The 14,051-nt window shown below is 73.7% G+C and carries 12 protein-coding genes; 7 read left to right on the top strand and 5 right to left on the bottom strand.

The genetic code is table 11. From position 1 onward, the window contains the following. Positions 1-20: 20 nt before the first annotated feature. The gene (murJ, locus tag ACIRQY_RS10815) at positions 21-1,751 is read right to left on the bottom strand and encodes a murein biosynthesis integral membrane protein MurJ (protein WP_403923684.1); all 1,731 of its coding nucleotides are present in this window, start codon (positions 1,749-1,751) and stop codon (positions 21-23) included. Next, positions 1,748-2,935 (bottom strand): lipid II:glycine glycyltransferase FemX, encoded by a 1,188-nt coding sequence (locus ACIRQY_RS10820; protein WP_403923687.1) that lies wholly within the window; start codon positions 2,933-2,935, stop codon positions 1,748-1,750. Before ACIRQY_RS10820 ends, murJ begins: the two co-directional genes overlap by 4 nt. A 220-nt stretch (positions 2,936-3,155) precedes the next feature. Here ACIRQY_RS10820 and ACIRQY_RS10825 point away from each other — a divergent pair, with 220 nt between their 5' ends. Further along, a complete protein-coding gene (locus tag ACIRQY_RS10825; RefSeq protein WP_403923690.1) occupies positions 3,156-4,316 on the top strand; it encodes an Ig-like domain-containing protein in 1,161 nt (386 codons plus the stop codon). 160 nt (positions 4,317-4,476) lie between these two features. Here ACIRQY_RS10825 and ACIRQY_RS10830 read toward each other — a convergent pair whose 3' ends face one another. Further along, positions 4,477-5,277, bottom strand: coding sequence for a pirin family protein (locus ACIRQY_RS10830; protein ID WP_403923693.1), 801 nt, complete (start codon positions 5,275-5,277; stop codon positions 4,477-4,479). A gap of 183 nt (positions 5,278-5,460) precedes the next feature. Between ACIRQY_RS10830 and ACIRQY_RS10835 the strand changes: the two genes are divergently transcribed. The 5 genes from ACIRQY_RS10835 (at position 5,461) to fabF (ending at position 10,347) form a co-directional block, all read left to right on the top strand. Further along, entirely contained in the window at positions 5,461-6,642 is a 1,182-nt protein-coding gene (locus ACIRQY_RS10835) for a helix-turn-helix domain-containing protein (RefSeq protein WP_351789112.1), read from the top strand. An 89-nt stretch (positions 6,643-6,731) separates the two neighbouring features. Then, on the top strand, positions 6,732-7,649 hold the full coding sequence (locus ACIRQY_RS10840; protein ID WP_351789115.1) for an ACP S-malonyltransferase: 918 nt from the start codon (positions 6,732-6,734) through the stop codon (positions 7,647-7,649). Positions 7,650-7,667: 18 nt separating this feature from the next. Next, on the top strand, positions 7,668-8,699 hold the full coding sequence (locus ACIRQY_RS10845; RefSeq protein WP_351789118.1) for a ketoacyl-ACP synthase III: 1,032 nt from the start codon (positions 7,668-7,670) through the stop codon (positions 8,697-8,699). A gap of 57 nt (positions 8,700-8,756) precedes the next feature. Further along, a complete protein-coding gene (locus ACIRQY_RS10850; protein ID WP_403923697.1) occupies positions 8,757-9,005 on the top strand; it encodes an acyl carrier protein in 249 nt (82 codons plus the stop codon). Between the two features lie 79 nt (positions 9,006-9,084). Continuing rightward, entirely contained in the window at positions 9,085-10,347 is a 1,263-nt protein-coding gene (gene fabF / locus ACIRQY_RS10855; RefSeq protein WP_351789123.1) for a beta-ketoacyl-ACP synthase II, read from the top strand. A gap of 141 nt (positions 10,348-10,488) precedes the next feature. Here the strand turns inward: fabF and ACIRQY_RS10860 are convergent, their stop codons facing one another. Then, a complete protein-coding gene (locus ACIRQY_RS10860) occupies positions 10,489-12,129 on the bottom strand; it encodes a PQQ-binding-like beta-propeller repeat protein (RefSeq protein ID WP_403923700.1) in 1,641 nt (546 codons plus the stop codon). A 54-nt stretch (positions 12,130-12,183) separates the two neighbouring features. Further along, positions 12,184-12,678, bottom strand: coding sequence for a DUF3145 domain-containing protein (locus ACIRQY_RS10865; RefSeq protein WP_403923703.1), 495 nt, complete (start codon positions 12,676-12,678; stop codon positions 12,184-12,186). Between the two features lie 260 nt (positions 12,679-12,938). Between ACIRQY_RS10865 and ACIRQY_RS10870 the strand changes: the two genes are divergently transcribed. Continuing rightward, entirely contained in the window at positions 12,939-13,820 is an 882-nt protein-coding gene (locus ACIRQY_RS10870; protein ID WP_403923706.1) for an SGNH/GDSL hydrolase family protein, read from the top strand. Positions 13,821-14,051: the final 231 nt, after the last annotated feature.

The following is a 14,051-nucleotide window of genomic DNA, read 5'->3' on the forward strand; positions in this document are numbered from 1 at the left end:
GTGAGCGGGTCGGCGGGGGTTCAGGTGCGGCGGAGACGGCGGGTCCCGGCGGCGAGCAGGGCGCTCACCTCGGTGAGGCGGAGGGGCCGGGCGAGCAGGGCGAAGACCGCGACGATGGTGAGGGCGCCCGCGAGCCCGGCGGGCACGGCTCCGGCGGGACCGGTGAGGTGGGTGACGACCAGCCCGTATCCGGCGGCGGGCAGGGCGGCGACCAGCAGACGGCCGAGGGACCCGGCGGAGCCGCCGTCCGGGGTGGCGCCGGGGGTGGTGGGGTCCGTGCCGGTGGGCCGTGTGGTGCCGGTGAGATCCGAGGGGCCGGTGGGCTTCGTGGCGTAGGTGAGGTCCGGGGTGCCGCTCCGGCCCGTGGACCGCAGTCGTCGGCGCAGGACGTACGCCGTGACGGCCCAGCCCGCCCACAGGGCGAGGGAGTATCCGGCGGCCATGCCGGTGACGGCCCAGCGGGTCGGCAGGAGGAGATGCGCGGCCAGCGAGAGGAGCGCGTTGAGGCCCGCGATCACCAGGTTCAGCAGGAAGGGGGTGCGGGTGTCGCGCAGCGCGTAGAAGGCGCGGGTGCACACGTACTGCCCGGACAGGGCGACCAGTCCGGGGGCGAAGGCCATCAGGATCCAGGACATGGCGCGGATGTCGTCGCCGCTGGTCGCCCCGTACCGGAAGACGACCGTCATCAGGGGGACGGCGAGCGCGAAGAGGGCGCAGGCGGCGGGGACGACGGCCGCCCCGCTGGTCCGCAGGGCGTAGCCGATGTCCCGCCGGACGCCCGCGAGGTCGCCGTCGGCCGCCGCGCCGCTCATCCGGGGCAGCAGCGCCGTCACCAGGGAGACCGTGATGATGCCGTGCGGGACGGTCCACAGCAGATAGGCGTTGTTGTACGCGGCGAGGCCGCCGCCGCTGACCGTTCCGCCCGCCGAGGTGGCCAGCAGGGTGGTCACCCAGTACGCGCCCTGGTTGGTGAGGACCAGCAGCACCAGCCAGCCGGCCGAGCGCAGCGGGGCGGCGAGACCGCTGCCCCGCCAGTCGAACCGGGGCCGCCAGCGGAAGCCCGCGGCGCGCAGCGGGGGCAGCAGGGCGAGGGCCTGGAGCGCGATGCCCGCGGTGGTGCCCCAGCCGAGCAGCGCGGTCTCGCCGGGGGTGAGGGCGCCGCCGTCGCTCACCACCAGGAAGAGGCCGAAGACGGCGACGACGACCACGTTGTTGAGGACCGGGGTCCACATCATGGCGCCGAACCGGCCGCGGGCGTTGAGGACCTGGCCGAGGAGGGTGAAGACGCCGAGGAAGAGGATCTGCGGGAGGCAGGTGCGGGCGAAGGCGACGGTCATCGCGCGCTGGTCGCCCGTGTAGTCGGTGTAGAGGTCGACGATGAGGGGCGCGGCGAGGACGGCGGCGGCGGTGAGGGCGGTGAGGGCGAGCGCGCAGAGGGTGAGGAGCCGGTCGGTGTAGGCGACGCCGCCGTCGGCGTGTTCCTTGGCCGCCCTGACGAGTTCGGGGACGAAGACGGCGTTGAGCGCGCCGCCGAGGAGCAGGGTGTAGACGATGGTGGGGACGGAGTTGCCGACCGCGTAGCCGTCGGCGACGTAGCCCGCGCCGAGGGCGGCGGCGACGACGGCGGCGCGGACGAAGCCGGTGGCCCGGGAGACGAGCGATCCGGCGGCCATGAGGGCACCGCTGCGGAGCGCGGTCGGGGCCTTCGCCCGTCTCCCGCCGGGCCGTCCGGTGGTGAGGGCGGCCGTCACCGGCGGGCCAGGTACGCCTGGAAGGCGCGGTACAGCGCTTGGTTGGCCGTGCCCTGCATCGGTGTCTCCCACTCCCCCAGCGTCTCGACGACCTGTCCGCCCGTGCCGAGCTTCCAGCGGAGCAGCCCGTGGGCGCGGTCGCCCGGATCGAGGGTGGAGGGTACCCCGCGCAGGTCGTAGACGTCGGCGCCGAGGGCCTGGGCGTCGAGCATCATGCGCCACTGGAGGGCGTTGGAGGGCCGTACCTCGCGGCGGTGGTCGGCGGAGGCGCCGGTCTGGTACCAGACCCGGCCGCCCACCGTGATCATGGTGTGGGCGGCGAGGACCTCGCCCTCGTGGCGGGCGAGGTAGAGCTTCATGCGGCCGGGGTGTTCGGCGTTGAGGACGGCGTACTGGCGCTCGTAGTAGGCGAGGGAGCGGCCGAGGCGGAAGCCGTCGCGTTCCTCGGTGACGCGGAGCAGCCGGTAGAACTCGGGCAGGTCGGCGGCGGAGCCCACGGTGATCTCGACGCCGGACTTGCGGGCCTTGCGGACGTTGCGCCGCCACTCCTGGTTGAGTCCGGTCCACAGGTCGTCGGGGGTGCGGCCGGTGAGCGGGACCTGGAAAACGTGCCGGGGCTGGGCGTCGGCGCCGTCCTCGGACTCGCCGCCGCAGCGCCGCCAGCCGCGGGCCCTGAGCCGGTCGGCGACGAGGGTGCCGAGCGGGTCGACCTCGTCGGCGAGGACGTCGGAGAGCCTGCGTCCGGGGCCGGTGCCCGCCTTGACGGTGGGGGCGTGCCAGCGCCGGTAGGCGGGGGTGGGGCCGATGCGGACGGCGAAGGCGCCGGAGGCCCGCAGGTGCCCGAGCAGGGGCGAGAGCCAGCCGTCGACGTCGGGGTCGGCCCAGTCGGCGACGGGCCCCTCGGGGAGGTAGGCGAAGTACTTGCGGGTGCCGGGGAAGGGCCGCAGCAGCACCAGGGCGGCGCCCCGGAGCTGCCCGGAGGCGGGGCCCCAGCCGATGAGCTGGTGGGACCAGCCGTCCTTGACCCGTGCCCAGGCGGGGACCTGGAGGAAGCTGGGTCCGTGCGCACCGGAGCGGGAGGCGAGGAACGCGCGGTACGCCTCCGGGGTCACGGGCCCGAGACGGAGCGGCTCCGCGGGGATGTGGTGGTCGGTGGGTGCGGCCGTCACGAGCAGCGCTGACACAACGGGGCCTCCTGGTTCCGCCCCTCGGTGGTCGGGGCGGACAGCAGGTTCACAGCCGAATGAGACCGGGTCGCGCGGCGTGTGTGACAGGACGGTGACGGTTGTGCCGCAGCCCCCGTCACATGGGCCCTCCCGCCCCCGGTGGGGGCAGGGCGCGGCCTAGAGTCCGGATCATCCCAGTCACTTCCCTCCGCGGAGGTCTTCCGTGTCACACATACGCATGTCCCGTCCCGTCCTGGCGGCGACCGCCCTCGTCGTCTCCCTCACCGCCTGCACGGCCCAGGCGGCGGGCGGACCCGCCGCCTCGGGGGCGTCCGCCGCAGCGTCCTCGGGCTCGCCGGCGAAGGTGCGGGTCGTCACCCAGGAGGCGGGCAAGCCGGTGATCGTGACCGCGACGGGCGGCACGATCGCGGAGGTGACCGTCACCGACACGGAGGGCGGGACGCTCACCGGCCGTACGGGGAAGGGCGGGGCGGCCTGGACCTCGGACCGCAAGGCCGCGCCGGGCACCTCGTACACGGTCGCGGTGACGGCCCGTGGGACGGGCGGCAAGGAGTCGATGACGACGTCCTCCTTCCGCACCCCGGCGGCGGGGAAGGTCAACAAGCTGACCCTGGCTCCCGGCAAGAACACCACCGTGGGCATCGCCCACCCCCTGTCGATCGTCTTCGACCTGCCGGTGACGCGGAAGGCGGACGTGGAGCGGCAGTTGAAGGTGACCACGTCGAACGCCACCGAGGGTTCCTGGGGCTGGGTGAAGGACCACTCGGGCCGCGACCGGGCCGACTGGCGGCCCCGGGAGTACTGGAAGCCCGGCACCAAGGTGACGCTGGCGGCGGACCTGAACGGGACGGACTCCGGCGGCGGCTGGTTCGTCCGTGACTACCTCACCGGATTCACCGTCGGCACCGCGCAGGTCGTCAAGGTCGACCTGGACCGGAAGCGGCTGACGCTGTCCCGGAACGGGAGCGTGGTCCGCACGATCCCGGTCTCCGGCGGCACCCCGGGCGGCGACAAGCGGTCCTGGCGGGGCACGGCCGTGCTGATGGCGAAGGAGGGCACCATCAACATGAACTCGGAGACGGTCGGCCTCGGAGACGCCTACGACAAGATGGTCGACTACTCGATGCGGCTGACCTGGTCGGGCATGTACGCGCACGCGGCCCCGTGGAACGCGGCGAACTTCGGCCGCGCCAACCGGAGTTCGGGCTGCATAGGGATGAGCGACGCGGACGCCACCTCGTTCTACGGGCAGGTGAACGTCGGCGACCCCTTCGAGATCACCGGCAAGGACACCAAGGGCGTGGTCGCCGAGGGCAACGGCTACGGGGCCTGGAACCTGAGCTGGGAGCAGTGGAAGGCGAAGAGCGCGCTCGGCTGAAGGACACCGCCGGGGCCGCGCGACGGGGCCGCGCACCGGGCGGGGGACGACCCGGGGACGCGTGACGGGGCCACTTTCCCGGGACCGCGTGACGGCACCGCACACCGCCCCGAGGGCACCCCGGGGCCGCGGGGCACCGGGCCCGCCTCCCGACGGGCCCTCAGCCCAGGCCCTTGCGCCAGTCCCGCATCTCCCAGACCAGCACCTCCGCGCCGGTCGTGGCCACGAGGCTGCCCCCGGTGGCACCGGTGATCCGGACGGCGTCACCGGGCGCGAGCGGCACCCCGGCCCGGGACCCCGGGCCGGCCGCCGGGGCCCCCTCCCCGGCCGTCCGGGCGCCCTCCGGGCCCGTCGGCTCCCCCCGCTCCACCAGCCCCGTCGGCTCCCCCGGCTCCTTCGGCGTCTCCGGCTCCATCAGCCGGACCGTGCCCCGTACGACATGGACGTACGCGAAGTCCGCCGCCGGTACGGGGGCGGACTCGCCCGCGCCGAGCCGGTGGACGCGCAGCCGGGCGTCCGCCGCCGGGAGGTCGTACGGACCGGAGTCCCCGGCTCCCCGCACCACCTCGTACGAGGGTTCCCCGCCCGGCGCGAGCGGTGCCAGCCACATCTGCACGAAGACCAGCGGCACGTCCCCGTCGTTGCGTTCCACGTGCCGGACGCCGTCGGCGGAGCTGAGCCGCTGGAGGTCGCCCGGCCGGACGACCGTGGTGTGCCCGGCGGTGTCGTGGTGGGTGAGTTCCCCCTCGACGACCCAGGTCACGATCTCGGTGTGGCTGTGCGGATGCTCCTCGAAGCCCGCGCCGGGCGCGAGCCGCTCCTCGTTGCAGGCGAGCAGGGCGCCGAACCGGAGGTTGTCGGGGTCGTAGTGCGGCCCGAAGGACAGCGCGTGCCGGGTCTCGATCCCGGCCGCCGGGTCGCCCCCGGGGTACCGCTCCACCGAACGCTGGATACGTATCACGGCGCCTACGGTAGTCCGGCCACCCAGGGCCGGACCCGGGCCACGGCCCCGGGCCGTACCCCGACGACGGCCCGGGGCCCGGCCCCGACCGGGGTCCGGGGCCGGACCCGGCACCGGACCCCGCCGGGAGGCGAACCCGCCCCGACCCCGCACGCCGCCGCCCGGATAAGGCAGTCTTGTCCCGTGCCAGAACCCACGAACGCCGCCCATCCGCACGCCGCGACCCTGAAGCGCCTCGAACAGTCCTCCGGGCGGCTCGCCGCCGGCGCCATCGCCCGCATGGACGAGACGCTGCCGTGGTACCGGGCGATGCCGCCCGAGAACCGGTCGTGGATCGGCCTGGTGGCCCAGGCGGGCATCGCCGCGTTCACGGAGTGGTTCCGGCACCCCGAGACCCCGCAGGCGATCTCGACGGACGTCTTCGGCACCGCCCCCCGCGAGCTGACCAGGGCGATCACCCTGCGCCAGACCGTGGAGATGGTCCGTACGACGATCGAGGTCATGGAGTCGGCCATCGAGGAGGTCGCCGCCCCCGGCGACGAGGCGGTGCTGCGCGAGGCGCTCCTCGTCTACGCCCGGGAGATCGCCTTCGCGACCGCCCAGGTGTACGCGCAGGCCGCCGAGGCCCGGGGCGCCTGGGACGCGCGCCTTGAGTCACTGGTCGTGAACGCGGTCCTGTCCGGCGAGGCCGACGAGGGCGCCGTCTCCCGCGCCGCCGCCCTCGGCTGGAGCTCCCCCGACCATGTGTGCGTGATCCTCGGCACCGCCCCCGACGGCGACAGCGAACTCACCGTGGAGGCGATCCGGCGGGCCGCCCGGCACGCCAAACTCCAGGTCCTCACCGGCGTCCTCGGCAACCGTCTCGTCGTCATCGCGGGCGGCAACGACAATCCGCTCTCCGTGGCGAAGGCCCTGATCGGCCCGTACGCGGCCGGTCCGGTCGTCGCCGGTCCCGTCGTCCCCGACCTGCTGGCCGCGACCCGCTCCGCGCAGGCGGCGGCGGCCGGTCTCAAGGCCTGTTCGGCATGGCAGGACGCGCCCCGGCCCGTCCTCGCCGACGACCTCCTCCCGGAGCGCGCCATCGCCTCCGACCCCGCGGCGCGCGAGCAGTTGGTGGAGGAGATCTACAGACCGTTGGAGGAAGCGGGCTCGGCGCTCCTCGAAACTCTCAGTGTCTACCTGGAGCAGGCCAGCAGCCTGGAAGGCGCGGCGCGGATGCTCTTCGTCCACCCGAACACCGTGCGCTACCGGCTCCGACGTGTGACCGACGTCACCGGCTGGTCACCCTCCGATGTCCGCTCCGCGTTCACGCTGCGGATCGCGCTCATCCTCGGGCGCTTGGCCGACGCGGATCCGCAGCTCTAGACTTTTGTAGAACACCGACAATTACCCCGACGGTTCTTCGTCCTTGTCCCCACGGGCGCCAGGAGCCGTCCGCAAGAGAGAGTGTGAGGGTGCTCGTACTCGTCGCTCCCGGCCAAGGCGCCCAGACGCCCGGCTTCCTGACCCCCTGGCTCGAACTCCCCGGCGCCGCCGACCGCATCGCGGCCTGGTCCGACGCCATCGGTCTCGACCTCGCCCACTACGGCACGAAGGCGGACGCGGACGAGATCCGCGACACCGCCGTGGCGCAGCCCCTCCTGGTCGCCGCCGGTCTGCTCTCCGCGACCGCGCTCGGTGACGTGTCCCCCGGGGTCGTCGCCGGGCACAGCGTCGGCGAGTTCACCGCCGCCGCGCTCGCGGGCGTCCTCGACGACACCGCCGCCCTGCGGCTCGTCCGCACCCGGGGCCTGGCGATGGCCGAGGCGGCCGGGATCACCCCGACCGGCATGTCGGCGCTGCTCGGCGGCGACCCCGAGGTCACCGTCCCGCACCTGGAGCGGCTCGGCCTGACCGCCGCGAACGTGAACGGCGCGGGCCAGATCGTCGCCGCGGGCACCCTGGAGCAGCTGGCCGCTCTGGAGGCGGACAAGCCCGAGGGCGTCCGCCGGGTCGTCGCGCTCAAGGTCGCGGGCGCGTTCCACACCCACCACATGGGCCCGGCCGCGGCAACCCTCGAAGAGGCCGCGCGGGAGCTTTCCCCGGCCGCCCCCACCACCCGTTACGTGTCCAACAAGGACGGCCTGGTGGTCGCCGACGGTGCCGAGATCGTGGCCCGTCTGGTCGGCCAGGTCGCGAACCCGGTCCGCTGGGACCTGTGCATGGAGACCTTCCGGGCACTCGGCGCGACCGCGCTGGTCGAGGTGTGCCCCGGCGGCACCCTGACCGGCCTCGCCAAGCGGGCCCTGCCGGGTGTGACCACGGTCGCCCTGAAGACTCCCGACGACCTGGACGCGGCCCGTACGCTCATCGCTGAGCACGCGGCCGTCTGACGAGGAGTGTCGAGAATCATGTCGAAGATCAAGCCCAGCAAGGGCGCCCCGTACGCGCGCATCCTCGGTGTCGGCGGCTACCGCCCCACCCGGGTCGTGCCGAACGAGGTGATCCTCGAAAAGATCGACTCGTCCGACGAGTGGATCCGCTCGCGCTCCGGCATCGCGACCCGTCACTGGGCCTCGCCGGAGGAGACCGTCGCCGCCATGTCGGTGGAGGCCTCCGGCAAGGCCATCGCCGACGCCGGGATCGCCCCGGAGCAGATCGGCGCCGTGATCGTCTCCACGGTCTCCCACTTCAAGCAGACCCCGGCCGTCGCCACCGAGATCGCCGACCGGATCGGCGCCGGGAAGCCCGCCGCGTTCGACATCTCCGCGGGCTGCGCGGGATTCGGCTACGGCCTGACCCTCGCCAAGGGCATGATCGTCGAGGGTTCGGCGGAGTACGTCCTCGTCATCGGTGTCGAGCGGCTCAGCGACCTGACGGACCTGGAGGACCGCGCGACGGCCTTCCTGTTCGGCGACGGCGCCGGTGCCGTGGTCGTCGGCCCGTCCGACGAGCCGCACATCGGCCCCACGGTGTGGGGTTCGGAGGGCGACAAGTCCGAGACGATCAAGCAGACCGTCCCGTGGGACGAGTTCCACGCGGGTGACGCCTCGACGCTTCCCCTGAACCAGCAGGGCGAGATCAAGTTCCCCGCCATCACGCAGGAGGGCCAGGCGGTCTTCCGCTGGGCCGTCTTCGAAATGGCGAAGGTCGCGCAGCAGGCCCTGGACGCCGCCGGCATCACGGCGGACGACCTGGACGTCTTCATCCCGCACCAGGCCAACATGCGGATCATCGACTCGATGGTGAAGACGCTCAAGCTGCCGGAGCACGTCACGGTCGCGCGGGACGTCGAGACCACCGGCAACACGTCGGCGGCCTCGATCCCGCTCGCCATGGAACGGCTCCTGGCGACCGGCCAGGCGAAGAGCGGCGACACCGCGCTCGTCATCGGCTTCGGGGCGGGTCTCGTGTACGCCGCGTCGGTCGTTACCCTCCCCTAGTCACACCGGATCCTTCCGGCAAACCATTCACCAGCAATCACAAGAAGGAGCGCCACCATGGCCTTCACCCAGGAGCAGGTCGTCGAGGGTCTCGCCGAGATCGTCAACGAGATCGCCGGCATCCCGACCGAGGACGTCCAGCTCGACAAGTCCTTCACCGACGACCTGGACGTCGACTCGCTGTCCATGGTCGAGGTCGTCGTGGCCGCCGAAGAGCGCTTCGACGTCAAGATCCCGGACGAGGACGTCAAGGACCTCAAGACCGTCGGTGACGCCGCCGGCTACATCCTGAAGCACCAGGCCTGATTCGGCCCACGCTGACCCGGCCCGCCACCCGGCGGTGGCGCCGTCTTTCGACCATCACACACATGGAGAACGAATTCCTGTGAGCTCGACCAATCGCACCGTGGTCGTCACCGGTATCGGCGCAACCACACCGCTGGGTGGCGACTCCGCATCGACCTGGGAAGGTCTGATCGCGGGGCGCTCCGGCGTCAGGCCCCTGGAGGGCGAGCGCTTCGCTGAACTGCCCGTCAAGATCGCCGCGACGGCCGCCGTCGACCCCGGCGACGTCCTGCCCCGCCCGCTGGCCCGCAAGCTGGACCGCTCGGCGCAGTTCGCGCTGATCGCGGCCCGCGAGGCCTGGGCCGACGCGGGCTACACCGCGCCCGCCGGAGAGGACGACAAGGTCGTCCCCGAGCGGCTCGGTTCCGTCATCGCCTCCGGCATCGGCGGCGTGACCACCCTGCTCGACCAGTACGACGTGCTGAAGGAGAAGGGCGTCCGCCGCGTCTCCCCGCACACCGTGCCCATGCTCATGCCGAACAGCCCCTCCGCCAACGTGGGCCTGGAGGTGAACGCCCGCGCGGGCGTCCACACCCCGGTCTCCGCGTGCGCGTCGGGCGCCGAGGCGATCGGCTACGCCGTCGAGATGATCCGTACCGGCCGTGCCGACGTGGTCGTCGCCGGTGGCACCGAGGCCGCGATCCACCCGCTGCCGATCGCCGCCTTCGCCAACATGATGGCGATGTCCAAGAGCAACGACGAGCCGACGAAGGCCTCCCGCCCGTACGACACGGGCCGTGACGGCTTCGTGCTCGGCGAGGGCGCGGGCGTCGTGATCCTGGAGTCCGAGGAGCACGCGAAGGCGCGCGGCGCGCGCGTCTACTGCGAGGTCCTCGGCCAGGGCCTGTCGGCCGACAGCCACCACATCGCGCAGCCCGAGCCGACCGGCCGGGGCATCGCCGCCGCGATGCGGCACCTGCTCGACTCGACGGACCTGAAGCCGTCCGAGGTCGTCCACCTCAACGCGCACGCCACGTCGACGCCGCAGGGTGACGTCGCCGAGATCAAGGCGCTGCGCCGGATCCTGGGCGACGACCTCGATCATGTCGCGATCTCCGCGACGAAGTCGATGACCGGCCACCTCCTCGGCGGCGCGGGCGGCATCGAGACCGTCGCCACGGTCCTGGCCCTCCACCACCGGCTGGCCCCGCCGACGATCAACATCGACGAGCTGGACCCGGAGGTGGACGCCGACATCGTCCGCGACGAGCCCCGCGAACTGCCGCAGGGCACGATCTCCGCGATCAACAACAGCTTCGGTTTCGGCGGCCACAACGTCGTCCTGGCGTTCCGCAGCGTCTGAGCGCCCGACTGGACTCCTGTCCGGACTCCGTCCGAGCGAGCGCCGTCCGAGCAGCCTCCGGGCACGGTCCGAGCGCTCCTCCGACACGGCGAAGGCCCGTCCCTCCCCCGGGGACGGGCCTTCGCCGTACGCGGTACCGGCTCAGCGCAGGGCGAAGGCCGCCGGTTCCGCATGCATCAGGATCTGGTTGAGGACGACGTGCCCGCCCTTGACGGGGACGAGTTCGGGGCGGATGGAGATCATGTCGGCGTCCGCGTCCGTGTCCGTTTCCGGGGCGATCCGGGCCCGGACCTTCCCGGTGGCGGAGTCGAGCAGCAGGACATGGCCGACGCCTTCGTTCTCCAGGACCCCGACGGTGCCGTCCGGCTCCGCCGTGAGGGCCATCGTCTGGTGCTCCGCGCGGTGCGACCAGACCTTGCGGCCGTCGGCGAGGGAGTGGGCGACGACGATGTCGGGCACGAGCCCGCCCCGCTCCGAGAGGGTGATCAGGAGGTCCCCGAGGACGAGCGGCCGGGCTGAGTCCCCGTCTCCGATGTCGCCGCGGACGGAGAGGATGCCTTCGGGCCCGGCCAGCGGCACGCTCCCCCTCGGGTTGCCCCGTTCGTCGAAGGCGAGGACGGCGTGGGTGCCCCGCTGGTCCGCCTCGTCGACCGCGACGACGACCGGGGAGACGGAGACCACGCTCGCGGACGCCTCGGACTCGACGGGCAGGTCGCGGACCCACCGTTCGGCGCCGGTACGGGTGTCCAGGGCGAGGAGCCGGGCGCGCTCGCCGCACTGTTCCACCAGGAGGGTGCGGGTGGCGTCGGCGTCCATGGCGAGGGGCGCGCAGCCCTTGCCGTGGGGCCGCTGCCAGCTCTGCTTCCCGGTGGCCGTGGACTGGGCCCGGAGGGCCTTCTCCTCGGTGCTGACGGCGGTGGCGCCGCCGACGGCGAGGTCACCCGTGAGGCCGTCGTCGGGCAGGTCGCGCCGCCAGAGGACCTCTCCGTCGGCGGTGCGGACCGCGAGCAGGGCGGCGCAGGGCTGTTCGTGGCGGCTGAAGGCGAGGAGTCCGATCCCTTCCCCGGTGCCGGGGGACATCGCGCAGGAGGCCTGCCGGGCGGGTGCCGGGACGCTCCAGCGGACGGCGCCGGTGGCGCCGTCGTAGGCGAAGAGCCCGTCGACACGGCCCTGGGCAACGGTGGAGCCGAGACCCCAGGCGCCGATGGCCTCGTCGAACTTCTGGCCGACGCCGGGGACCTGCCAGGCGACGGCGGGCCTGGGGTCGAGTCCCGTGGTGGCGGTGGGCCGGGCGCCGGGCCGCGCCTCGGCCCGCTCGTCGTCCTCGTCGTCGCCGGACCCGACCGCCCAGAGGCCCGAGGCCAGCAGGGCGAGGGCCCAGAGCGCGGCGGCCGAGACGAGCGGGAGGCGGCCGGTCCTGGCGGGACCCGGGACGGAGCCGGTCTTGGTGAGGTCCGGGACGGACCCCTTCTTGGCCAGGTCCGCGGCGGACCGGGCCTTGGCCGAAGCGGACGCCGGGCCGCCCGCCCGGCCGGGCGTGTCAGCGGCGGGCGGGGCGCCGTGGGCCGTACGGCTCCGGCCCTGACTACGGCTACGGCTCCGCACCGCGAGCACGGTCGCCCCCAGCGCCGCCAGGACCAGGGCGCACACCAGGGCCGCCCAGCCCCGGGGCCAGGAACCGGCGAGGACCCCCGCCCCCAGGAAGACCGCCGCCGCGCCGAACGCGGCGCCCGACAGCAGAACGGCGGCCGGACCCGGCGGCGCCGTGCGTCCACTCTTCATTCGTGCTCCCCCCGGAGCACGCCCCCTGCGCGCCCCGGGCGGAATCTACCGGGCTCAGACCACCTGGTGCAGCCAGCGGACGGGGGCGCCCTCACCCGCGTACCGGAAGGGTTCGAGTTCGTCGTCCCAGGGCTTGCCGAGGAGCTTGGCGATCTCGGCCTCCAGCTGGGTTTCGCCCTGCGCGGAGCGCGCGAGGGCGGCCCGCAGCCGGTCCTCGGGGACCAGGATGTCGCCGTGCGGGCCGGTGACGGCGTGGAAGATGCCCAGTTCGGGGGTGGCGCTGTAGCGCTCGCCCTCGGCGGTGGCGCAGGGTTCCGCGGTCACCTCGAAGCGGAGCATCTGCCAGCCGCGCAGCGCGGAGGCCAGCTCGGAGGCGGTGCCGGTGCGGCCCTTCCAGGAGAACTCCGCTCTCCAGGTGCCGGGGGACGCCGGCTGGCGGATCCAGTCGAGCTGGACCCTCGCACCGAGGACACCCGCGACCGCCCATTCGACGTGCGGGCACAGCGCGCGCGGTGCGGAGTGTACGTACAGGACTCCACGTGTCGTCACCGGGACCTCCAGTGTGGGACGAGGGTCGCCTTTCCCCAGCGGCCTCAGTAAACAGCATCAGGAGCAGAACATCGCAAACCGTCAAAAAGGGGACAGCATGTGACGTGATGTAATTTACCGGAGCCGGTCGGCAAAGGTGCCTCTGGTTCGACGGGGGAAAAGCTACCGTGCCGCACCGTCATCGGTGTGACGTACGGTCGGTCCGGGGGCGGGTGCACACGAAGCTTTCACCCGCCAGGACGTCGAGGGAGGGGCCAGGGATGCGCGGCCGACGCCGATTCCGCACCACCGTCGCCGTCGTGACGGCGGCACTGCTGAGCGCGGGGGCGCTCTCCGGCTGCACCGCCGGGGAGCCGTCCGCCGTGCGGTCCGCCACGAGACCGGCACCGAGCCCGACGCCGCTGTGGGACGTCTCCCCGTCGTCCGTGGCCGCCGTCGGGGACTCCATGACCCGTGCCTTCGACGCCTGCGCGGTCCTGTCGGACTGCCCCGAGGTGTCCTGGGCGACCGGCACGGACACCGCCGTGAACAGCCTGGCGCTGCGGCTCCTCGGCCCGGAGAAGGTGGCCGCCCGCAGCTGGAACCTGGCCAGGACGGGCGCCCGGATGGCGGAGCTGCCGGAGCAGATGGCGGGAGCGGCGGCCCGGCGGCCGGAGCTGGTGACGGTGATGATGGGCGCCAACGACGCCTGCCGTCCGACCCCGGACCTGATGACCCCGGTCGAGGACTTCCGGGCGTCCTTCGAGACGGCGCTGTTCCGGCTCCGGAAGGGCGCGCCGAAGGCGCAGGTGTACGTGACGAGCGTGCCGGACCTCAAGCGCCTGTGGTCCACGGGGCGGGTCGATCCGGTGGGACGGCAGGTGTGGAAGCTGGGGATCTGCGGCGCGATGCTGGCGGACGCGGAGGACCTGGGCCCGGCGGCCGAGCGGCGGCGGACGGCGGTGCAGGACCGGGTGGTGGCGTACAACCGGGTGCTCAAGGAGGTGTGCGCCGGGGACGTGCGCTGCCGGTACGACGGCGGGGCGGTCTTCGGTTTCCGCTTCGACGGAGAACAGCTGAGCCCGTGGGACTGGTTCCACCCCAGCAAGGACGGCCAGGCGCGGCTCGCGGAGCTGGCGTACCGGCGGATCACGGCGGCGTGAGGGGCCCCGGGGCGGCTGTCAGGTACCGCCCCGGGGCCGTACGGGGGACCTCGGAGGGCAGGGCCTTCCGAGGTCGGCCCGGGCCCCGGTGGGCCGGGGCTCCGGGGCTCCGGGGCTCCGGGGCGGGAGCCCCGGAGGTCGAGCCTCCGGCGGCGGGAGCCTGAGGCCGGGCCTCCGACGGCAGGGGTCCGAGGCCGGGCCTCCGGCGGCGGGAGCCTGAGGCCGGGCTCC

Source organism: Streptomyces sp. NPDC101490, assembly GCF_044767145.1.
Classification (GTDB): domain Bacteria; phylum Actinomycetota; class Actinomycetes; order Streptomycetales; family Streptomycetaceae; genus Streptomyces.